We start from the raw sequence: 20,711 nt of genomic DNA, 5'->3' as shown, positions 1-20,711 counted from the left end.
AAAAACTCTTGAAGATTTTTCAAGAGTTTTTGCTTTAAATGAGAGTGATAAAATCGGAAGCTAACAGAATCGATTAGGTTAGAATTTGACAGAAGTCCTTATTTTTCTTATAATGCAGATGGAAAGGTGGTAGGATGAAAAAATTATTAATTTTAGGTACTGTAGTTACTGTTAGTGCTTTTTTAGCTTCATGCTCCAATAAATCGCAAACAGCAACCGAAGAAAGTTCGACTGCGGTTGTTAGTTCTTCAAGAAGTCAGGAAACGAATAGCACTAGTTCTGCTGTTTCTGAAGCGAAAAAGGAAGAGACGCAAATCATCGGTTCGAATGAATATGGATTTGTCAAGGTACCCAAATCATGGGTTCGATTCCATGAAGTAGAAGGTGGAAATGATATACAGTATTGTGATGGAACAGATATCAACATTGTTACGCTGAATACCTTTAAGGCTGAGCAGTTCAATATCAGCGAAGAAGAATATGCTAAACTGGATGTTGTGACTGTCTCATCTAGTATTTTAACTTCCAAAGAACAAAGCTCTGATTTCAGTAAGGTTTGGGGCTCCAAATCGACCATTGGAGGCTATGAAGCCTATGTTGTCAATGCAATTGCTAAGTCAGGGAAATACCTCGTTACCTGGGTTTTCCGATCAAATGATGGTAAAATCCGCTATGTTTCACTTGAAGGGGATGGGGAAACTTTAAAAACAATCTTACCGATGATTGAAAGTAGCTGGTCAACTACTAAATCTGAATAAATGAAAAAAGAAGATCCTTGGTCTTCTTTTTATTTTTTTTACGAATAGATAGATGAGTAGAAAAAGAAATGGAGTTGTATATGAAGATCACAAACTATGAAATTTACAAATTGAGAAAAGCTGGGCTGAGCAATCAACAAATTTTAACAGTTCTTGAATACGATGAGACTGTAGATCAGGAGCTCTTGCTAGGTGATATTGCAGAAATATCTGGGTGTCGTAATCCTGCTGTCTTTATGGAACGCTATTTCCAGATAGATGATGCACAGTTGGAGAAGGAGTTTCAGAAATTTCCATCCTTTTCTATTCTTGATGACTGTTATCCTTGGGATCTGAGTGAGATTTATGATGCTCCAGTGCTCTTGTTTTATAAAGGAAATCTAGACCTGTTGAAATTTCCAAAGGTTGCTGTTGTAGGGAGTCGTTCATGTTCTAGTCAGGGAGCAAAATCGGTTCAGAAAGTCATTCAAGGTTTGGAAAACGAGTTAATCGTTGTCAGTGGTTTAGCCAAAGGGATTGATACAGCTGCCCATATGGCTGCACTCCAGAATGGAGGAAGAACGATTGCCGTCATTGGAACAGGATTGGATGTTTTTTATCCCCGAGCCAATAAACGTTTGCAGGAACACATTGGCAATCACCATTTGGTACTTAGCGAGTACGGACCTGGTGAAGAACCCTTGAAATTTCACTTTCCAGCTCGTAATCGCATCATTGCTGGCCTTTGCCGTGGCGTTATTGTAGCAGAGGCAAGGATGCGTTCTGGTAGTCTTATCACCTGTGAGCGAGCTATGGAGGAAGGGCGTGATGTTTTTGCCATTCCAGGAAACATTTTAGATGGCCATTCAGATGGCTGTCACCACCTGATCCAAGAGGGAGCAAAGCTGATTAGCAGTGGCCAAGATGTGTTGGCTGAGTTTGAATTTTAAGGAGAAATTTCTTCACTCAGATAAACTTTTCTTCTATATATAGGACTTAGGTCTTGACAGCTATAGAAAAATGGTTTACACTTTATAAAGTTTATTACTTTGAAAAGGTGTGATAGTGTGGCTACGGCAACAAAGAAGAAAAAATCAACAGTTAAAAAAAATCTAGTCATCGTGGAGTCGCCTGCTAAGGCGAAAACGATTGAGAAATATCTAGGCAGAAATTACAAGGTTTTAGCCAGTGTCGGGCATATCCGTGATTTGAAGAAATCCAGTATGTCAGTCGACATTGAAAATAACTATGAACCGCAGTATATCAATATCCGAGGCAAGGGTCCCCTCATCAATGATTTGAAAAAGGAAGCTAAAAAGGCCAATAAAGTCTTTCTTGCGAGTGACCCGGACCGCGAAGGAGAAGCAATTTCCTGGCATTTGGCCCACATTCTCAACTTGGATGAGAATGATGCCAACCGTGTGGTCTTTAATGAAATCACCAAAGACGCAGTAAAAAATGCCTTTAAAGAACCTCGCAAGATTGATATGGACTTGGTCGACGCCCAACAAGCTCGTCGTGTCTTGGACCGCTTGGTAGGGTATTCGATTTCGCCTATTTTGTGGAAAAAGGTCAAGAAGGGCTTATCAGCAGGGCGGGTGCAGTCTGTTGCCCTTAAGCTCATCATTGACCGTGAAAATGAAATCAATGCCTTCCAACCAGAAGAATACTGGACAATTGATGGTGTCTTTAAGAAGGGAACCAAACAATTTCAAGCTTCTTTCTATGGTATGAATGGCAAAAAGATGAAATTGACCACCAACGAAGAAGTCAAAGAAGTCTTGTCCCATTTGACTAGCAAAGATTTCACAGTAGACCAGGTAGATAAGAAAGAGCGCAAACGCAATGCGCCCCTACCCTATACGACTTCAACCATGCAGATGGATGCGGCTAACAAAATCAATTTCCGTACTCGAAAGACCATGATGGTGGCCCAGCAGCTTTATGAAGGAATCAATATCGGATCAGGCGTGCAAGGTTTGATTACCTATATGCGTACAGACTCGACTCGTATCAGCCCTGTGGCTCAGAACGAAGCGGCAAGCTACATTAACAACCGTTTTGGTAGCAAGTATTCCAAGCATGGTAGCAAGGTCAAGAATGCCTCAGGTGCTCAGGATGCCCACGAAGCCATTCGTCCATCTAGTGTCTTTAATACACCAGAAAGCATCGCTAAGTACTTGGACAAAGACCAGCTCAAGCTCTATACCCTTATCTGGAACCGTTTTGTAGCTAGCCAGATGACGGGAGCTATTTTTGATACCATGGCTGTTAAGCTCTCTCAAAATGGGGTTCAGTTTGCGGCAAATGGTAGTCAAGTTAAGTTTGATGGTTATCTTGCTATCTACAATGACTCTGACAAGAACAAGATGTTGCCAGATATGGCTGTTGGAGATGTGGTCAAGCAGGTCAATAGCAAGCCAGAACAACATTTCACTCAACCGCCAGCTCGCTATTCGGAAGCGACTCTTATCAAGACCTTGGAGGAAAATGGGGTTGGACGTCCGTCAACCTACGCTCCGACAATTGAAACCATCCAAAAACGCTACTACGTTCGTCTGGCAGCAAAACGTTTTGAACCGACAGAACTGGGAGAAATTGTCAATAAACTCATCGTTGAATACTTCCCAGATATCGTAAACGTGACCTTCACAGCTGAGATGGAAGGAAAACTGGATGATGTCGAAGTTGGTAAAGAGCAGTGGCAACGTGTCATTGATGAATTTTATAAACCATTCTCTAAAGAGGTAGCCAAGGCTGAATCCGAAATGGAAAAAATCCAGATCAAGGATGAGCCAGCTGGATTTGACTGTGAAGTTTGTGGCAGTCCGATGGTGATTAAGCTCGGTCGTTTTGGTAAATTCTATGCTTGTAGTAATTTCCCAGACTGCCGTCATACTCAGGCAATTGTCAAAGAGATTGGAGTCGAGTGTCCAAGCTGTCATCAAGGACAAATCATTGAACGCAAAACCAAGCGTAATCGTATCTTCTATGGTTGCAATCGTTACCCAGAATGTGAATTTACTTCCTGGGACAAACCAATTGGCCGTGATTGTCCAAAATGCGGACACTTCCTTGTGGAGAAAAAAGTCCGTGGTGGTGGTAAGCAGGTTGTATGTAGTAATGGCGACTACGAAGAAGAGAAAATTAAATAAAATGCAGAGTCCTGAAAATGAATTTCAGGCTCTTTTTACTTGAAACTTGACAAATTTCCCCCTTGTGTGCGAAACTAGAGGAAGAGTAATTTATCTAGGAGAAATCATGCGTATCATTTACCTCAGTATTGGTTTTATTTCTTTAGCCTTGGCTCTTGTTGGAGTTGTCTTACCACTTTTACCAACAACCCCCTTTCTTTTGTTAGCTATTGCTTGTTTTTCTAAATCTTCTAAGCGTTTTGAAGACTGGCTTTATCATACAAAGCTTTATCAGACTTATGTAGCGGACTTTCGGGAAACCAAGTCAATAGCGCGAGAACGAAAGAAAAAAATCATCGTATCTATCTATATCTTGATGGGAATTTCTATTTATTTTGCTCCTCTTTTGCCAGTCAAAATCGGTCTGGGAGCCTTGACTATCTTTATCACCTATTATCTCTTTAAAGTCATTCCTGACAAAGAATAGATAAAAATAGTAGTTATTTGCCTTGATAAAAATGAAAGCATATTTAAAATAATATGATATAATAAATTTAAAGAAAACATCAAGGAGAATCAAATGATTTACGAATTTTGTGCTGAAAATGTGACCTTGCTAGAAAAAGCCATGCAGGCTGGAGCTCGTCGAATCGAACTTTGTGACAATCTAGCAGTGGGAGGAACAACACCTAGCTATGGAGTGACCAAGGCAGCGGTTGAACTGGCAGCTAACTACGACACCACCATCATGACTATGATTCGTCCCCGTGGTGGCGACTTTGTCTATACTGATCTTGAAATAGCGATCATGCTAGAAGACATTCGTTTGACTACTCAGGCTGGAAGTCAAGGGGTTGTATTTGGGGCATTAACTGCTGATAAGAAGTTGGATAAGCCTAATCTTGAGAAGCTGATTACCGCATCTAAAGGAATGGAAATTGTCTTTCACATGGCCTTTGATGAATTAAGTGATGAAGACCAGTTGGAAGCCATTGACTGGCTCAGCCAAGCCGGAGTCACTCGTATCTTAACTCGTGCTGGAGTTTCTGAGGACTCGCTAGACAAACGTTTTGCTCACTATCACAGAATTTTGGAACATGCAAAAGGTAAAATTGAAATCTTACCAGGTGGAGGAATTGACTTGGACAACCGTCAAACCTTTATCGACCAACTTGGTGTGACTCAATTGCATGGAACTAAGGTTGTCTTTTAAAAAATAGAAAGGAACTGCTAGCTTTTGGTAGCAGTTTTCACTTATGTTTGAAATTTTTAAATCCTACCAGTTTAATAAAGAAAAAGCTCATGCCTATGGTTTTGTAGAAATGGGGGAAGTTTGGACCTATAGTTGCCAGATTTTGCAAGGTGACTTTTCCATGACAGTCTCTATCACTCCTGATAATGTGAGTTTTCAGGTTTTTGATCAGGAAACGGGTGACCTCTATCCTCAAGTACATATGGAAAGTATGACAGGAAGCTTTGTTGCAAGTGTCCGTGAGGCTTGTTTGGAGATTCTCTACCAGATTCGGAAGGCTTGCTTTGATGTGCAGGATTTTATCTGTCCTCAGACTAAGCGTATCATGGCTCAAGTTCAGGAGAAATATGGTAATCAGTTGGAGTATCTGTGGGAAAAGTCTCCTGATACAGCTGTATTGCGCCATGAAGACAATCAAAAGTGGTATGCTGTTGTGATGAGAATCCCATGGGATAAGCTGGAAAAGGGCAGAGAAGGACTAGTCGAAGCAGTCAACCTCAAACACGACCAAGTATCTAATTTGCTTTCAAAAAAAGGCATTTATCCAGCCTTTCATATGAACAAACGCTACTGGCTTAGTCTGGCGCTTGATGATAGTTTGCAAGATGAAGAAGTGATAGAACTCATCGAAAGAAGTTGGAATTTGACTGTGAAAAAATAAGGAAAGTTAGTTGAGTTTTCAAATACTTTCAATTAGCAAAATATTCTTTACTGAAGAAATTTTCAGAAAATAATGGATTTTTTCTTGACAAGTGTTTTTCGCTATGCTAAAATACTAAACAAGATATCAAACGAAGGAGAAAGTCAAACATGAAAACAGCTAAGTTTAATCAATTTGCTTTGTTGTTGAGGTACTCGGGCTAGTGCAAAAGCATTAGTCCTGTTTGGCTTACCAAGCGGGAGTAAATCAACATCTCGCTTGGGTTTCTGAGCGAGATGTTTTTTTAAAACCACATTTGGAAAAGGGGAAATCTTATGCGTAAAGTTGAATTTTTTGATACAAGCCTTCGTGATGGGGAACAAACACCTGGTGTTAACTTCTCAATAAAGGAAAAAGTTTCCATTGCAAGACAGCTGGAGAAATGGGGAATTTCTGTAATTGAAGCTGGTTTTCCGGCTGCTAGTCCGGATTCATTTATAGCCGTTCAAAAAATTGCTAAAGCCATGAAAAAAACAGCAGTGACAGGATTAGCTCGTTCTGTAAAATCTGATATCGATGCTTGTTATGAGGCTCTTAAGGATGCCAAGTATCCTCAAATTCATGTCTTTATTGCTACCAGTCCGATTCACCGCAAGTATAAGCTCAATAAAAGCAAGGAAGAGATTTTAGAAGCTATCAAGGAACATGTTTCTTATGCTCGTTCTAAGTTTGAAATCGTCGAATTCTCTCCTGAAGATGCGACTAGAACAGAGTTGGATTTCCTCTTACAAGTCGTTCAAACAGCGGTCGATGCAGGTGCATCTTATATCAATATCCCTGACACAGTTGGCTTTACGACTCCAGAAGAGTTTGCACGTATCTTTGATCACTTGATTGAAAATATTAAATCAGATCATAAAGTTGTCTTTGGTGTCCACTGTCACGATGATCTCGGTATGGCAACTGCAAATACTTTGACAGCAATTAAACACGGTGCTGGACGCGTCCAGGGAACTATTAATGGTATCGGTGAACGCGCAGGTAATGTTGCTCTTGAAGAAGTAGCTGTTGCTTTGAAGATTCGTGAGGATTTCTTCCAAGCAACTAGTGATATTGTTTTGGATGAAACAATGAATACGTCAGAAATGGTTTCTCGCTTCTCGGGTATTCCAGTTCCTAAAAATAAGGCTGTCGTTGGTGGCAATGCCTTCTCTCATGAATCGGGTATTCACCAAGATGGAGTCCTTAAAAATCCTCTCACTTATGAGATCATCACACCTGAATTGGTCGGTGTTAAGAGTAATAGTCTTCCGCTTGGAAAATTGTCTGGTCGCCATGCCTTTGTTGAAAAACTAAGAGAATTAGCCCTAGATTTTACAGAAGAGGATATCAAACCACTCTTCGCTAAGTTCAAGTCACTGGCGGACAAGAAACAAGAAATCACAGATGCAGATATTCGAGCTCTGGTAGCTGGAACCATGGTTGAAAATCCAGAAGGATTCCACTTTGATGATTTGCAACTTCAAACCCATGCAGATAATGAGATTGAAGCGCTCGTTAGCCTAGCCAATATGGATGGTGAGAAAGTCGAATTCAATGCGACAGGGCAAGGTTCCGTTGAAGCAATCTTTAACGCTATCGATAAGTTCTTTAACCAATCTGTCCGCTTGGTGTCCTATACCATTGATGCTGTAACAGATGGAATCGATGCCCAAGCTCGGGTTTTGGTCACTGTTGAAAACAGAGATACCGAAACCATCTTTAACGCAGCAGGTCTTGATTTCGATGTATTGAAGGCTTCCGCTATTGCCTATATCAATGCCAATACTTTTGTTCAAAAAGAGAATGCAGGTGAGATGGGGCATAGCGTTTCCTACCGAGACATGCCTAGTGTGTAAAGGAGAAGGCTATGACAAAGAAAATAGTAGCTCTAGCAGGGGATGGAATCGGTCCAGAAATCATGGAAGCTGGTTTAGCGGTTCTGGAAGCTCTAGCTTCAAAAACAGGATTTGACTATGAGATAGACAGACGCCCCTTTGGAGGTGCGGGTATTGATGCTGTGGGGCATCCCTTACCTGATGAAACCCTCAAGGCATGTAGAGAAGCAGATGCTATTCTCCTTGCGGCTATCGGTAGTCCTCAGTATGATGGGGCAGCGATTCGACCTGAACAAGGCTTGCTGGCTCTTCGTAAGGAACTCAATCTTTATGCCAATATTCGCCCTGTAAAAATCTTTGATAGTCTTAAGCATTTGTCACCACTTAAACCAGAACGAATTACTGGTGTAGACTTTGTCGTGGTACGTGAGTTGACAGGTGGGATTTACTTTGGGGATCATATCCTTGAAGAGCGCAAAGCGCGTGATATCAACGACTACAGCTATGAGGAAGTAGAGCGGATCATTCGCAAGGCATTTGAAATTGCAAGAAGTCGCAGAAAAATCGTTACTAGTATCGATAAGCAAAATGTTCTAGCAACATCAAAACTCTGGCGCAGAGTAGCTGAGGAAGTCGCGCAGGATTTCCCAGATGTGACCTTGGAACACCAGTTGGTGGACTCAGCTGCCATGATTATGATTACCAATCCTGCCAAGTTTGATGTCATCGTGACGGAAAATCTTTTCGGAGATATCTTATCTGATGAATCAAGCGTTCTATCAGGCACACTTGGTGTCATGCCATCAGCTAGTCATTCTGAAAAAGGTCCAAGTCTTTATGAACCTATTCATGGTTCGGCACCTGATATTGCAGGTCAAGGAATTGCCAATCCTATCTCTATGATTTTGTCAGTTGCCATGATGCTGAGAGACAGCTTTGGACGTTATGAGGATGCGGAGCGTATCGAGCGTGCTGTTGAAGCTAGTTTAGCGGCTGGCATTTTAACAAGAGATATTGGAGGACAGGCTTCGACCAGGGAAATGACAGAAGCCATCATTGAAAGATTATGAAGATAAATGAAGGAATCATGCTTGCCCTCTTGATTTGGAATTTGCTGATTTTCTTGATTTATGGCATTGACAAATCCAAGGCAAGAAGAGGTGCTTGGCGCGTCCCAGAGAAAATCTTACTCATTTTAGCCCTTACTTGTGGTGGTTTTGGTGCCTGGTTGGCAGGAATCACCTTTCACCACAAGACTAGAAAATGGTATTTTAAAACGGTTTGGTTTCTCGGGATGGTGACCACACTAGTAGCCTTATATTTTATTTGGAGGTAATGGATGGCAGGAAAATCGATTTTTGATAAATTATGGGACCGCCATGTCATCACAGGAGAAGAAGGACAACCCCAACTCATGTATGTGGATCAGCACTATATTCATGAAGTGACCAGTCCCCAAGCTTTTCAAGGATTACGAGATGCGGGGCGCAGATTGAGACGGCCAGACTTGACATTTGGAACCTTTGACCACAATGTACCAACTGTCAATATCTACGATATTCGAGATGTCATTTCTAAAGCACAAATTGATAAGCTTGCTGAAAATGTTGAGGAGTTTGGAATTGAACATGCTGCCCACGGTTCTGAAAAGCAGGGAATCGTTCACATGGTAGGTCCAGAAACAGGACGGACGCAACCAGGAAAATTCATCGTCTGTGGAGATAGCCACACAGCTACTCACGGAGCTTTCGGAGCTATCGCTTTTGGGATTGGAACCAGTGAGGTCGAGCATGTCTTTGCTACCCAGACCCTCTGGCAGGTCAAACCCAAGAAAATGCTGGTAGAATTCACTGGTGTTCCTCAAAAAGGAGTTTATTCTAAGGATTACATTCTCGCCTTAATTGCCAAGTACGGCGTTGCCTGTGGTGTTGGCTATGTGGTGGAATATCGTGGACAAGCAATTGATGCACTGACCATGGAAGAGAGAATGACCATCTGCAATATGTCCATCGAGTTTGGTTCTAAGATGGGAATTATGAATCCAGATCAGACTACCTATGACTATCTCAAGGGACGGGAATGCGTTCCTGAAGCTTTTGAGGAGGCGGTTGCTGACTGGAAGACGCTTGTCAGCGATGATGATGCTGTTTATGATAAGGTTATCCGGATGGATGTCTCAGACTTGGCTCCTATGGTGACTTGGGGAACCAATCCTGCTATGGGCGTCGACTTTGACAGTAGTTTTCCAGAAATTAAGGATATGAATGATGAGCGAGCTTATCATTACATGGACTTGGAGCCTGGTCAAAAGCCAGCGGATATTGAACTAGGTTATATCTTTATCGGGTCTTGTACCAATGCTCGTCTCAGCGATTTACAACTGGCCGCGCGATTTGTCAAAGGGAAGAAAATAGCTCCTAACTTAACTGCTATCGTGGTTCCAGGCTCTCGTCCTGTCAAACGAGCTGCGGAGAAATTGGGCTTGGATAAAGTATTCTTAGACGCTGGCTTTGAGTGGCGAGACCCTGGTTGCTCAATGTGCCTAGGGATGAATCCTGACAAGGTCCCTGATGGGGTCCACTGTGCCTCAACCAGTAACCGCAACTTTGAAGATAGACAGGGATTTGGCGCTAAGACTCATCTCTGCAGTCCAGCCATGGCAGCAGCAGCAGCTATCGCAGGGCGTTTCGTAGATGTTCGACAGATGCCAGAAGCCCAGTAAGGAGAGGATATGGAGAAATTTACAGTTTATACGGGAACGACCGTTCCTCTCATGAATGATAACATCGACACCGACCAAATCCTACCCAAGCAGTTTCTCAAGTTGATTGATAAGAAAGGCTTTGGCAAGTACCTCATGTATGCTTGGCGTTATCTGGACGATAACTACACTGAGGATCCAGACTTTGTTTTTAACCGACCAGAATACCGCAAATCCACTATCCTCATCTCAGGGGATAACTTTGGGGCAGGGTCTTCGAGGGAACACGCAGCTTGGGCTCTAGCTGACTATGGTTTCAAAGTCGTGATTGCAGGATCTTTTGGGGACATTCATTACAATAATGAACTCAATAATGGCATGTTGCCTATTGTTCAGCCTAGGGAGGTTAGAGAAAAGCTAGCCCAACTCAAACCGACCGACCAGGTAACTGTAGACTTGGAACAACAAAAAATCATCTCACCAGTTGGAGAATTCACTTTCGAAATTGATAGTGAATGGAAACACAAGCTTTTAAATGGTTTGGATGATATCGGCATTACTTTGCAGTATGAAGACTTGATTGCTGCCTATGAAAAACAACGACCAGCCTACTGGCAGGATTAGAAAAATAGAAAAGGAAATAGAATTATGACAAAACACATTCAATGGAACGGAACACTTTCACAAGAAGGCTATGAAATCTTAAAAGGTGAGGGCGGATGTATCGTTTGCCCCACAAAAGTTGGTTACATTATCATGACGAGCGATAAGGCAGGTCTTGAACGCAAATTTGAAGCTAAAGAGCGTAACCGTAACAAACCAGGTGTTGTACTTTGTGGTAGCATGGACGAGCTACGCGCTTTAGCACAACTCAACTCAGAAATTGAAGCCTTCTACCAAAAACATTGGGACGAAGACATTCTTCTAGGTTGTATCCTTCCTTGGAAACCAGAAGCCTTTGAGAAACTCAAAGCATACGGTGATGGCCGTGAAGAACTTATGACTGACGTGCGTGGTACTAGCTGTTTTGTCATCAAGTTTGGTAAAGCTGGTGAACAACTGGCTGCCAAACTTTGGGAAGAAGGTAAAATGGTCTACGCCTCATCAGCTAACCCATCTGGAAAAGGAAACCGCGGTAAGGTGGAAGGTATCGGAGAACGTATAGAAGGAGCAGTGGACCTTGTCATCGAGGCAGACGACTATGTGGCATCCATCCAACCGGACAAAACAATCGAAACTCGCTACGAGCAAGGTGTGATGGTGTCTATGGTCGATAAGGACGGAAAACTCATCCCAGAACAAGGTGGAGCACGTTCAACCTCACCAGCACCAGTCGTTATCCGCAAAGGGCTTGACATTGATAAAATCATGATGCACCTGTCAGACACCTTTAACTCATGGGACTACCGTCAGGGAGAGTATTACTAAGATAAAAAAAGAAGTCTAGTGTTAAGAGTCATTGAAGCTCCTAACGCTGGGCTTTTTTTAGAAGTTCTTTTCTTTTTCTATAGGATATGATATGCTATAGATGAACTATATATTAATAGAACTTACTTGTGAAAGTAAATTAAAGGAGTATTCAAATGAACAGTGAGCAAAATAACTATTTTTTTGTTGGTACAAAATTTGGTGATGATGATTATCTTGAATATTTTATGAAAGAAGGAAAGTGGGAATTAGGATGGCATAATAACGAGGAAAATAAACAGTATCAAAGAATGTTAAAGTTGTTTAATAAAATTAAACCAGGTGACGTTTTATTTGCTAAATCTACATATGTCAAAAAGAAGAATTTACCTTTTGTAAAGAAAGATGATTTAAAGGTTTCTGTGATGAAAATTCGTGGAATGGCGACTGTTAAAGAGGTTTTAGATGATGGGCATACCATTATTGTTGCTTGGAAAAAAGAGTATATAGAGAGGGAGTGGTTTTTCTTTACGGGGCAAGAAACAATATGGTTTCCATCAGATATTAAGTATCGAACTAAAGAGACTAACCAGTTAATAAAATTTGCAGCAAGTGATGAAATCATAATTCAAGACTATGACTATTTTTTGAATCATCCTAATTGGAAAAAGTATAAAAAATTAGAAAGTGAAACTATGTTAAGGAATGATTTTTTATTTAATTATAGTGGTATATTAAAAAAATCCAAAAACCTCATCCTCCGTGGTGCACCTGGCACAGGAAAAACTTATCTTGCTAAAGAAATTGCTAAAGAATTAACGGGTGGCAACGAAGACCAAATCGGATTTGTACAATTTCATCCATCCTATGATTATACTGATTTTGTAGAGGGGTTGAGACCTGTATCAAATGGTGATGGAGCTATCGAGTTTAAGCTAGAAGATGGTATTTTTAAGAAGTTTTGCCAGAAGGCTAAAGAAGCTCAGAAAACTGGAGGCCAAGATAATTTTGAGGAAGCGTGGGATCTTTATCTTGAATATGTAAATAGCAGAGATGAAAAAGAATATTTGACAGAATTTTCCTATCTCACAGTAAATAGTAGAAATAATTTTAATATCAATTATGAAACTAAAGCCCAAGGAACTTGCTTAACAAAATCTTATGTTTATGAACTCTATAAAGATGAAAAATATCTGAAACAGCCTTATTATCGTAATCAAGGAAAAAAAGTCCTAGAAACTTTAAAGAAAAGATTTGGTCTGAAAGATTATATTTCTCCAACAGAAATTGACACAGACAAGAAATTCGTTTTCATCATCGATGAAATCAATCGTGGAGAGATTTCAAAGATTTTTGGTGAACTCTTTTTCTCTATTGACCCTGGTTATCGTGGTGAAAAGGGAAGTGTTTCTACCCAATATGCTAATTTACATGAGACTGATGAGAAATTTTATATCCCTGAAAATGTCTATATCATCGGAACTATGAATGATATTGACCGTTCAGTAGATACCTTTGATTTTGCTATGCGTCGTCGTTTCCGTTTTGTTGAAGTTACTGCTGAAAGCCAGTTATACATTCTAGATAAGAAACTAGATGGACATGAGGAAGAAGCGAAAAAACGTTTAAGAAACTTGAACGCTGCTATCGAAAACGTTCAGGAGTTAAACAGTCATTATCATATCGGACCAAGTTATTTCCATAATTTAAAAGAATTGGATTATGATTTTGAATTACTCTGGTCTGATTACCTCAAACCACTTTTAGAAGATTACTTAAGAGGCTCTTATGAGGAGGCTGAAACTCTGGATACATTGAAAAAAGCATTTGATCTGACAAATAACGAGCGAACAGATCGGCAAAATACTGGTGATGATAATGCGGATCACTGATAATCAGCATAGAATTGCTAAAGAGGACTTTGTCGCACAATATCCCAACCTAAGTCAAGCGCTCCTTGATAGAACACTAGATAACCTATCTCGAGAGGACAATATTTTTATTTTCCCAAATGATTTGATGAATTCTCCTGATTTAGACAAGGACCAAAAGATTTTGGAAACAGTTAATCCGAAAATCAAGACAGGAAATGTGATTGGTTTTCTGGGCTGTGGTCAGGAAAGATTAACGATTTCCTCTCGTTTTTCTGATGAAAGTAATGACCATTTTTTGCATTATCTTTTACAAAAGGTTCTCAATATCAATCTGACTAGTTTAGATGTCGGTCTATCTCCTGAAGATAAGCTTTATCAACTCTTGGTTTACCTCTTTCCAAAGTATCTGCAAGCTGCTCTCAGAAAAGGTCTGTATAAGGAATACCAGCGATTTTTCCATAACGATAGTCATGTAAAGGGTGTACTAGATGTTGGAAATCATCTGAAAAAAAATCTCCCTTTTATGGGAAATATTGCCTATACTACTAGGGAGTTTACCTATGATAATCCACTCATGCAGTTGATTCGGCATACGATTGAGTACATAAAGAATCAGAAAGGTTTCGGAGTTCTGCTCGATAGTAATCGTGAAAATATGACAGAAATTACTCGTGTAACCTCATCTTATAAACTAGCTGATCGTCCTAAGATTATCAGAATGAATAAAATAAAACCCATTCGACACGCCTATTTCAGAGAGTATAGAAAATTACAGGAACTCTGCTTGATGATTCTGAGTAGAGAAAAGCATGGTCTTGGCCCTCAATCTCAAAGGGTACATGGTATTCTCTTTGATGTTGCCTGGCTTTGGGAAGAGTATGTTCACAGCTTGTTGCCAAAAGGTTTCATCCATCCACGAAATAAAGATAAGACGGACGGAATTTCAGTATTTTCTGTTGGGAAACGAAAGGTATATCCAGATTTTTATGACAGAGAACGAAAGATTGTTCTAGATGCAAAATATAAGAAACTGGAGTTCACTGAAAAAGGGATTAACCGTGAGGACTTGTTCCAATTGATTTCCTATTCTTATATCTTAAAATCTGAGAAAGCTGGACTGATTTTTCCTAGTATGGAGCAGTCAGTAAATAGTGAAATAGGGAAACTAGCTGGCTATGGATCTCAATTGAAGAAGTGGTCTATCCAAATCCCTCAGAATGCCTCATCCTATAGTGCATTTTGTAAAATGATGGAAAACTCCGCAGAAATTTTTAAAGCGATTATTGATGAAGAAGTGGGGAGAAAATAATCCCTTCACTTTTTTGATATTTATATAAGCAATTCCCGAACAATATAATTTGATTATTAAAAATATTTGACAAAAACTGTACTTTGGTTTATAATTAATCAAGGAAACGTCGGAAAAAGGCGTAGAGATGCGCAAGCATAGGTAGGTCATTACAAAAGAAACGAGACATCGATATGTTAAATGAATTTCCAATTTTTGATTACGAAGATATTCAGTTGATCCCAAATAAATGTGTCATTAAAAGCCGTGCAGAAGCAGACACGAGTGTCACACTTGGAAATCACTCTTTTAAACTACCTGTTGTACCTGCAAATATGCAGACGATTTTGGATGAGAACGTAGCAGAGCAACTGGCTAAAGGCGGTTACTTTTACATTATGCACCGCTTTGATGAAGCGGGGCGCATTCCTTTTATCAAACGTATGCACGATCAAGGGCTCATTGCTTCCATTTCTGTTGGTGTTAAGGATTACGAGTATGATTTTGTTAGCCAACTCAAGGCTGATGCTCCTGAGTATATCACGATTGACATTGCTCATGGTCATGCGGATAGCGTGATTTCTATGATTCAACACATCAAGAAAGAATTACCAAATACTTTTGTCATTGCTGGCAACGTAGGAACACCAGAAGCTGTTCGTGAATTGGAAAATGCCGGTGCGGATGCTACTAAGGTTGGAATCGGTCCTGGTAAGGTTTGTATCACCAAGGTCAAGACAGGTTTTGGTACAGGTGGCTGGCAGTTGGCTGCCCTACGCTGGTGTGCAAAAGCTGCGCGTAAACCGATCATCGCTGATGGTGGGATTCGTACTCATGGCGATATTGCTAAGTCTATCCGTTTCGGTGCCAGCATGGTTATGATTGGTTCCCTTTTTGCAGGACATATCGAAAGCCCAGGGAAAACGATTGAAGTTGATGGCGAACAGCTCAAAGAATACTATGGTTCAGCTTCTCAATATCAAAAAGGAGCCTATAAAAATGTGGAAGGTAAGCGCATCTTACTTCCTGCCAAAGGACACTTGCAAGACACCCTTACTGAGATGGAGCAGGACTTGCAAAGTGCTATTTCCTATGCAGGTGGACGCAAGGTTGCTGACCTCAAACACGTTGATTATGTTATCGTGAAAAACTCTATCTGGAACGGGGATGCTTCCCACTAATGGACGCTTAGTCTAGCCATAAAAAACTTGTTATTAGAGCAAATTTCTGTTATAATAAGACAAGTTTCCACCCTTAGTGTAATGGATATCACGTAAGATTCCGGTTCTTGAGATGGGGGTTCGATTCCCTCAGGGTGGATGTGAAAAGCCTATGAAAGCCTTAAATAAGGCTTTTTTCTTTATCTCGCCCCAAGTTTTCCCCTAAAAATGAAAAGTTTGTTCTAAAAAATGTTCAAATCCCCTTCACTCCCGTTTTAAAGTGACTAAGGGGGCTTTTTTTGATATAATAAAAGAGACTGTTATCAGTTAGAAAGAGGTTGGTATGAAAGAATTACAAACTGTACTAAAGAAGCGTTTTGCAATCGAATTTGCAGACAAAAACTTACTGGAAACGGCCTTTACTCATACGAGTTATGCCAATGAGCACCGCCTCTTAAAAATTTCACACAATGAACGCTTGGAATTTTTAGGAGACGCTGTTCTGCAATTATTGATTTCAGAATATCTGTATAAAAAATATCCTAAGAAACCAGAGGGAGATTTGTCCAAGCTCCGTGCCATGATTGTCCGTGAGGAAAGTTTGGCTGGTTTTGCGCGTGATTGCCAGTTTGATCAGTTTATCAAGCTAGGAAAAGGAGAAGAAAAGTCTGGTGGTCGCAATCGTGACACCATTCTTGGTGATGCCTTTGAAGCCTTTCTGGGTGCTTTGCTTTTAGACAAGGATGTTGCTAGAGTAAAAGAGTTTATCTATCAGGTCATGATCCCCAAGGTTGAAGCAGGTGACTTTGAAATGATTAAGGATTACAAGACACACCTGCAAGAGTTGCTCCAGGTCAATGGAGATGTAGATATTCGTTACCAGGTGACCTCTGAAACGGGACCTGCCCATGACAAGGTTTTTGATGTAGAAGTTCTGGTTGAGGGCAAGAGTATCGGAAAAGGTCAAGGTCGTTCTAAAAAATTGGCAGAACAAGAGGCCGCCAAAAATGCAGTTGAGAAAGGGCTGGATTCATGTATTTAAAGGAGATTGAGATTCAGGGATTCAAGTCCTTTGCTGACAAGACCAAGGTCGTCTTTGACCAAGGTGTGACAGCTGTCGTTGGGCCCAATGGTTCTGGGAAGTCAAATATCACGGAAAGTCTGCGATGGGCCTTGGGAGAGTCCAGTGTCAAGAGTCTGCGTGGGGGTAAGATGCCTGATGTCATTTTTGCTGGGACTGAAAGTCGCAAACCGCTCAATTATGCCTCTGTTGTCGTGACCTTGGACAATGAAGATGGTTTTATCAAGGATGCGGGGCAAATCATTAAGGTAGAACGTCATATCTATCGTAGTGGTGATAGCGAGTATCGAATTGATGGCAAGAAAGTTCGCTTGCGTGATGTGCACGACCTTTTCTTGGATACAGGTTTGGGAAGGGATTCCTTCTCCATCATTTCCCAAGGGAAGGTTGAGGAGATTTTTAATTCCAAGCCAGAGGAACGCCGTGCTATTTTTGAAGAAGCTGCGGGAGTTTTAAAATACAAGACTCGTCGAAAAGAAACAGAAAGCAAACTGCAACAAACTCAAGACAATCTCGACCGCTTAGAGGACATTATCTATGAGTTGAACAATCAAATCAAGCCCCTTGCAAAACAAGCCGAGAATGCTCGTAAGTTTCTCGACTTGGATGGTCAACGCAAGACGATTTATTTGGATGTACTGGTTGCCCAAATCAAGGAAAACAAGGCTGAACTAGAGCTGACAGAAGAAGAACTAACGCAGGTTCAGGAACTCTTGACCAGTTATTACCAAAAACGTGAAGAGTTAGAGGAAGAAAATCAAACTCTTAAAAAGAAACGCCAAGATCTCCAAGCTGAAATGGCTAAAGACCAAGGAAGCTTGATGGATCTGACGAATCTGATCAGTGATTTAGAGCGAAAATTAGCCTTATCAAAACTGGAATCTGAGCAAGTAGCCCTTAATCAACAAGAAGCACAAGCCCGTTTGACTGCTTTGGAAGACAAGAGAAAGACTCTAAGTAAAGAGAAATCTGAAAAAGAAGAGAACTTGGCACAGTTAGAGGAAAATCTAGCTGAAAATAACAAGGAACTCAATCGCCTAGAAGCAGAATTGCTAGCTTTTTCAGATGATCCTGACCAAATGATCGAGCTCTTGCGTGAACGTTTTGTGGCGCTTTTACAAGAAGAAGCGGATGTCTCAAACCAGTTGACCCGTATCGAGAATGAGTTGGAAAACAGCCGTCAATTATCTCAAAAACAAGCAGATCAACTTGAGAAATTGAAAGAACAACTGGCTACAGCTAAAGAGAAGGCTAGTCAACAGCAGGCTGAGCTTGAAACCGCCAAGGAGAAAGTTCAAAAATTATTGGCAGACTACCAAGCTAGTGCCAAGGAACAAGAGAAGCAGAAAGTTTCTTACCAAGCCCAGCAGAGTCAACTCTTTGACCGTCTGGATAGTCTCAAAAACAAGCAGGCTCGAGCCCAGAGTTTGGAAAACATCCTAAGAAATCATAGTAATTTTTATGCGGGTGTTAAGAGTGTTCTTCAAGAAAAAGCCCGTCTTGGTGGGATCATTGGTGCAGTCAGTGAACATTTGACCTTTGATGTGCATTATCAAACTGCTTTGGAGATTGCACTTGGAGCTAGCAGTCAGCATATCATTGTAGAAGATGAAAACGCGGCAACAAAGGCGATTGATTTCCTAAAACGTAACAGAGCTGGTCGTGCAACCTTTCTTCCATTGACGACGATCAAGGCTCGTACGATTTCTAGTCAGAATCAAGATGCTATCGCAGCAAGTCCAGGATTTCTGGGAATGGCAGATGAGTTGGTGTCGTTTGACAAGAGACTAGAAGCCATTTTTAAGAATTTGTTAGCTACGACGGCTATCTTTGACACAGTAGAACACGCGCGTACGGCAGCTCGCCAAGTTCGTTATCAGGTTCGCATGGTGACACTAGATGGGACAGAGTTGCGTACAGGTGGTTCCTACGCGGGTGGTGCTAATCGTCAAAATAACAGTATCTTCATCAAGCCAGAACTAGAGCAATTACAAAAAGAAATTGCTGAAGAAGAAGCTGACTTGCGGTCAGAAGAAGCCAGTTTGAAGACCTTGCAAGATGAGATGGCGGTATTAACAGAAAGATTAGAAGCTATCAAATCTCAGGGTGAGCAAGCTCGTATTCAGGAGCAAGGCTTGTACCTAGCTTATCAACAAACCAATCAGCAGGTCGAAGAGTTAGAAACACTTTTGAAACTTCAAGAAGAGGAATTAAATCGCCTATCTGAAGGAGATTGGCAAGCGGACAAGGAAAAATGCCAAGAGCGCCTCGCTACTATCGCCAGTGAAAAGCAAAATCTGGAAGCTGAGATTGAAGAGATTAAGTCTAATAAAAACGCTATTCAAGAACGTTATCAAAACTTGCAGGAACAAGTAGCGCAAGCACGCTTGCTTAAGTCAGAACTGCAAGGACAAAAGCGGTATGAAGTGACTGATATTGAACGCCTAGGTAAGGAATTGGATAACCTCAATCTCGAACAAGAGGAAATCCAGCGCCTTCTCCAAGAAAAGGTTGATAATCTTGAGAAAGTGGATACGGATTTGCTCAGTCAGCAGGTGGAAGAGGCCAAAACTCAGAAAACAAACCTCCAACAAGGTTTGATACGCAAGCAGTTTGAGTTGGATGATATCGAAGGCCAGCTGGATGATATTGCCAGCCATTTGGATCAGGCTCGCCAGCAGAACGAAGAGTGGATTCGCAAGCAAACGCGTGCTGAAGCTAAGAAGGAAAAGGTCAGCGAACGCTTGCGCTATCTACAAGCTCAATTAACTGACCAGTACCAGATCAGCTACACAGAGGCTCTAGAAAAGGCTCATGAACTGGAAAATCTCACTCTGGCGGAGCAAGAGGTTAAAGATCTTGAGAAGGCTATTCGCTCACTCGGTCCAGTCAATTTGGATGCTATTGAACAGTACGAAGAAGTCCACAATCGTTTGGATTTCCTAAATAGCCAACGAGATGATATTTTGTCTGCGAAAAACCTGCTCCTTGAGACCATCACAGAGATGAATGATGAGGTTAAGGAACGCTTTAAATCAACTTTTGAGGCGATTCGTGAGTCCTTTAAAGTGACCTTTAGACAGATGTTTGGTGGAGGTCAGGCAGACTTGATATTAACTGAGGGCGATCTTTTAACAGCTGGTGTGGAGATTTCTGTTCAACCACCAGGTAAGAAAATCCAGTCTCTCAACCTCATGAGTGGTGGTGAAAAAGCCCTATCTGCTCTGGCTCTGCTCTTCTCCATTATCCGAGTTAAGACCATTCCTTTTGTTATCTTGGATGAGGTAGAGGCGGCACTAGACGAAGCCAATGTCAAACGTTTTGGGGATTATCTCAACCGCTTTGATAAGGATAGTCAGTTTATCGTCGTGACCCACCGTAAGGGAACGATGGCGGCAGCAGACTCTATCTATGGAGTTACCATGCAAGAATCAGGTGTGTCCAAGATTGTTTCGGTTAAGTTAAAAGACTTGGAAGAAACAGTAAACTAGTTACCAAACGATAGCATCTCTTAGGAGGTGCTATTTTTTAAAACTAAAGCCCTAAATTTTCTCTTACGG

At 41.2% G+C, this 20,711-nt stretch carries 17 protein-coding genes and 1 tRNA gene; all 18 read left to right on the top strand.

Annotated features, from left to right (window positions below; translation table 11 throughout):
• The first annotated feature begins 134 nt into the window (after nt 1-134).
• The 18 genes from EL140_RS05460 (at nt 135) to smc (ending at nt 20,642) form a co-directional block, all read left to right on the top strand.
• Entirely contained in the window at nt 135-758 is a 624-nt protein-coding gene (locus EL140_RS05460) for a hypothetical protein (protein WP_000734769.1), read from the top strand.
• A gap of 80 nt (nt 759-838) precedes the next feature.
• Nucleotides 839-1,687, top strand: coding sequence for a DNA-processing protein DprA (gene dprA, locus EL140_RS05455; RefSeq protein ID WP_000705328.1), 849 nt, complete (start codon nt 839-841; stop codon nt 1,685-1,687).
• A gap of 117 nt (nt 1,688-1,804) precedes the next feature.
• Nucleotides 1,805-3,892 (top strand): type I DNA topoisomerase, encoded by a 2,088-nt coding sequence (gene topA / locus EL140_RS05450; RefSeq protein WP_000179670.1) that lies wholly within the window; start codon nt 1,805-1,807, stop codon nt 3,890-3,892.
• Nucleotides 3,893-3,998: 106 nt separating this feature from the next.
• Entirely contained in the window at nt 3,999-4,358 is a 360-nt protein-coding gene (locus EL140_RS05445; RefSeq protein ID WP_001220358.1) for a YbaN family protein, read from the top strand.
• Nucleotides 4,359-4,451: 93 nt separating this feature from the next.
• A complete protein-coding gene (locus EL140_RS05440; RefSeq protein ID WP_000638807.1) occupies nt 4,452-5,084 on the top strand; it encodes a copper homeostasis protein CutC in 633 nt (210 codons plus the stop codon).
• A gap of 43 nt (nt 5,085-5,127) precedes the next feature.
• A complete protein-coding gene (locus EL140_RS05435) occupies nt 5,128-5,784 on the top strand; it encodes an MmcQ/YjbR family DNA-binding protein (RefSeq protein ID WP_000461558.1) in 657 nt (218 codons plus the stop codon).
• A 314-nt stretch (nt 5,785-6,098) separates the two neighbouring features.
• Nucleotides 6,099-7,661 carry a 2-isopropylmalate synthase gene (locus tag EL140_RS05430; RefSeq protein WP_001233216.1) on the top strand — a complete coding sequence of 521 codons (1,563 nt, stop codon included), beginning with the start codon at nt 6,099-6,101 and terminating at the stop codon, nt 7,659-7,661.
• An 11-nt stretch (nt 7,662-7,672) separates the two neighbouring features.
• A complete protein-coding gene (gene leuB, locus EL140_RS05425) occupies nt 7,673-8,710 on the top strand; it encodes a 3-isopropylmalate dehydrogenase (RefSeq protein WP_000162510.1) in 1,038 nt (345 codons plus the stop codon).
• The gene (locus tag EL140_RS05420) at nt 8,707-8,976 is read left to right on the top strand and encodes a DUF1294 domain-containing protein (protein ID WP_002874634.1); all 270 of its coding nucleotides are present in this window, start codon (nt 8,707-8,709) and stop codon (nt 8,974-8,976) included. Before leuB ends, EL140_RS05420 begins: the two co-directional genes overlap by 4 nt.
• 3 nt (nt 8,977-8,979) lie before the next feature.
• The gene (gene leuC / locus EL140_RS05415; protein ID WP_000907570.1) at nt 8,980-10,362 is read left to right on the top strand and encodes a 3-isopropylmalate dehydratase large subunit; all 1,383 of its coding nucleotides are present in this window, start codon (nt 8,980-8,982) and stop codon (nt 10,360-10,362) included.
• A 9-nt stretch (nt 10,363-10,371) separates the two neighbouring features.
• A complete protein-coding gene (gene leuD / locus EL140_RS05410; protein ID WP_000410645.1) occupies nt 10,372-10,965 on the top strand; it encodes a 3-isopropylmalate dehydratase small subunit in 594 nt (197 codons plus the stop codon).
• Between the two features lie 24 nt (nt 10,966-10,989).
• On the top strand, nt 10,990-11,769 hold the full coding sequence (locus EL140_RS05405) for an L-threonylcarbamoyladenylate synthase (RefSeq protein ID WP_000160519.1): 780 nt from the start codon (nt 10,990-10,992) through the stop codon (nt 11,767-11,769).
• A gap of 155 nt (nt 11,770-11,924) precedes the next feature.
• Nucleotides 11,925-13,640, top strand: a complete 1,716-nt coding sequence (locus tag EL140_RS05400) for an McrB family protein (RefSeq protein WP_001083683.1) — start codon at nt 11,925-11,927, stop codon at nt 13,638-13,640.
• Nucleotides 13,627-14,931, top strand: a complete 1,305-nt coding sequence (locus tag EL140_RS05395; protein WP_001223082.1) for an McrC family protein — start codon at nt 13,627-13,629, stop codon at nt 14,929-14,931. The genes EL140_RS05400 and EL140_RS05395 overlap by 14 nt, the downstream gene beginning before the upstream one ends.
• A 173-nt stretch (nt 14,932-15,104) precedes the next feature.
• Nucleotides 15,105-16,091: a GMP reductase gene (locus EL140_RS05390; protein ID WP_000931144.1), complete on the top strand. Its 987-nt coding sequence runs from the start codon at nt 15,105-15,107 to the stop codon at nt 16,089-16,091.
• 67 nt (nt 16,092-16,158) lie between these two features.
• Nucleotides 16,159-16,230: transfer RNA gene (locus tag EL140_RS05385), tRNA-Arg, on the top strand.
• 183 nt (nt 16,231-16,413) lie between these two features.
• Nucleotides 16,414-17,112 carry a ribonuclease III gene (gene rnc, locus EL140_RS05380; protein WP_000661472.1) on the top strand — a complete coding sequence of 233 codons (699 nt, stop codon included), beginning with the start codon at nt 16,414-16,416 and terminating at the stop codon, nt 17,110-17,112.
• The gene (gene smc / locus EL140_RS05375) at nt 17,103-20,642 is read left to right on the top strand and encodes a chromosome segregation protein SMC (RefSeq protein ID WP_000280902.1); all 3,540 of its coding nucleotides are present in this window, start codon (nt 17,103-17,105) and stop codon (nt 20,640-20,642) included. Before rnc ends, smc begins: the two co-directional genes overlap by 10 nt.
• The last annotated feature ends 69 nt before the right edge of the window (nt 20,643-20,711 follow it).

The sequence above is a fragment of the Streptococcus oralis ATCC 35037 genome, assembly GCF_900637025.1.
In the GTDB taxonomy this organism is placed as follows: domain Bacteria; phylum Bacillota; class Bacilli; order Lactobacillales; family Streptococcaceae; genus Streptococcus; species Streptococcus oralis.
Note: the sequence above shows the minus strand (reverse complement) of the source record. Positions and strands in the feature narration are given on the sequence as shown.

Bases quoted from the DNA above. Each gene is read 5' to 3' on its own strand.
- EL140_RS05460 (WP_000734769.1), top strand. From the start codon at position 135: ATGAAAAAATTATTAATTTTAGGTACTGTAGTTACTGTTAGTGCTTTT.
- dprA (WP_000705328.1), top strand. From the start codon at position 839: ATGAAGATCACAAACTATGAAATTTACAAATTGAGAAAAGCTGGGCTG.
- EL140_RS05445 (WP_001220358.1), top strand. From the start codon at position 3,999: ATGCGTATCATTTACCTCAGTATTGGTTTTATTTCTTTAGCCTTGGCT.
- EL140_RS05440 (WP_000638807.1), top strand. From the start codon at position 4,452: ATGATTTACGAATTTTGTGCTGAAAATGTGACCTTGCTAGAAAAAGCC.
- EL140_RS05435 (WP_000461558.1), top strand. From the start codon at position 5,128: ATGTTTGAAATTTTTAAATCCTACCAGTTTAATAAAGAAAAAGCTCAT.
- EL140_RS05430 (WP_001233216.1), top strand. From the start codon at position 6,099: ATGCGTAAAGTTGAATTTTTTGATACAAGCCTTCGTGATGGGGAACAA.
- leuB (WP_000162510.1), top strand. From the start codon at position 7,673: ATGACAAAGAAAATAGTAGCTCTAGCAGGGGATGGAATCGGTCCAGAA.
- EL140_RS05420 (WP_002874634.1), top strand. From the start codon at position 8,707: ATGAAGATAAATGAAGGAATCATGCTTGCCCTCTTGATTTGGAATTTG.
- leuC (WP_000907570.1), top strand. From the start codon at position 8,980: ATGGCAGGAAAATCGATTTTTGATAAATTATGGGACCGCCATGTCATC.
- leuD (WP_000410645.1), top strand. From the start codon at position 10,372: ATGGAGAAATTTACAGTTTATACGGGAACGACCGTTCCTCTCATGAAT.
- EL140_RS05405 (WP_000160519.1), top strand. From the start codon at position 10,990: ATGACAAAACACATTCAATGGAACGGAACACTTTCACAAGAAGGCTAT.
- EL140_RS05400 (WP_001083683.1), top strand. From the start codon at position 11,925: ATGAACAGTGAGCAAAATAACTATTTTTTTGTTGGTACAAAATTTGGT.
- EL140_RS05395 (WP_001223082.1), top strand. From the start codon at position 13,627: ATGCGGATCACTGATAATCAGCATAGAATTGCTAAAGAGGACTTTGTC.
- EL140_RS05390 (WP_000931144.1), top strand. From the start codon at position 15,105: ATGTTAAATGAATTTCCAATTTTTGATTACGAAGATATTCAGTTGATC.
- rnc (WP_000661472.1), top strand. From the start codon at position 16,414: ATGAAAGAATTACAAACTGTACTAAAGAAGCGTTTTGCAATCGAATTT.
- smc (WP_000280902.1), top strand. From the start codon at position 17,103: ATGTATTTAAAGGAGATTGAGATTCAGGGATTCAAGTCCTTTGCTGAC.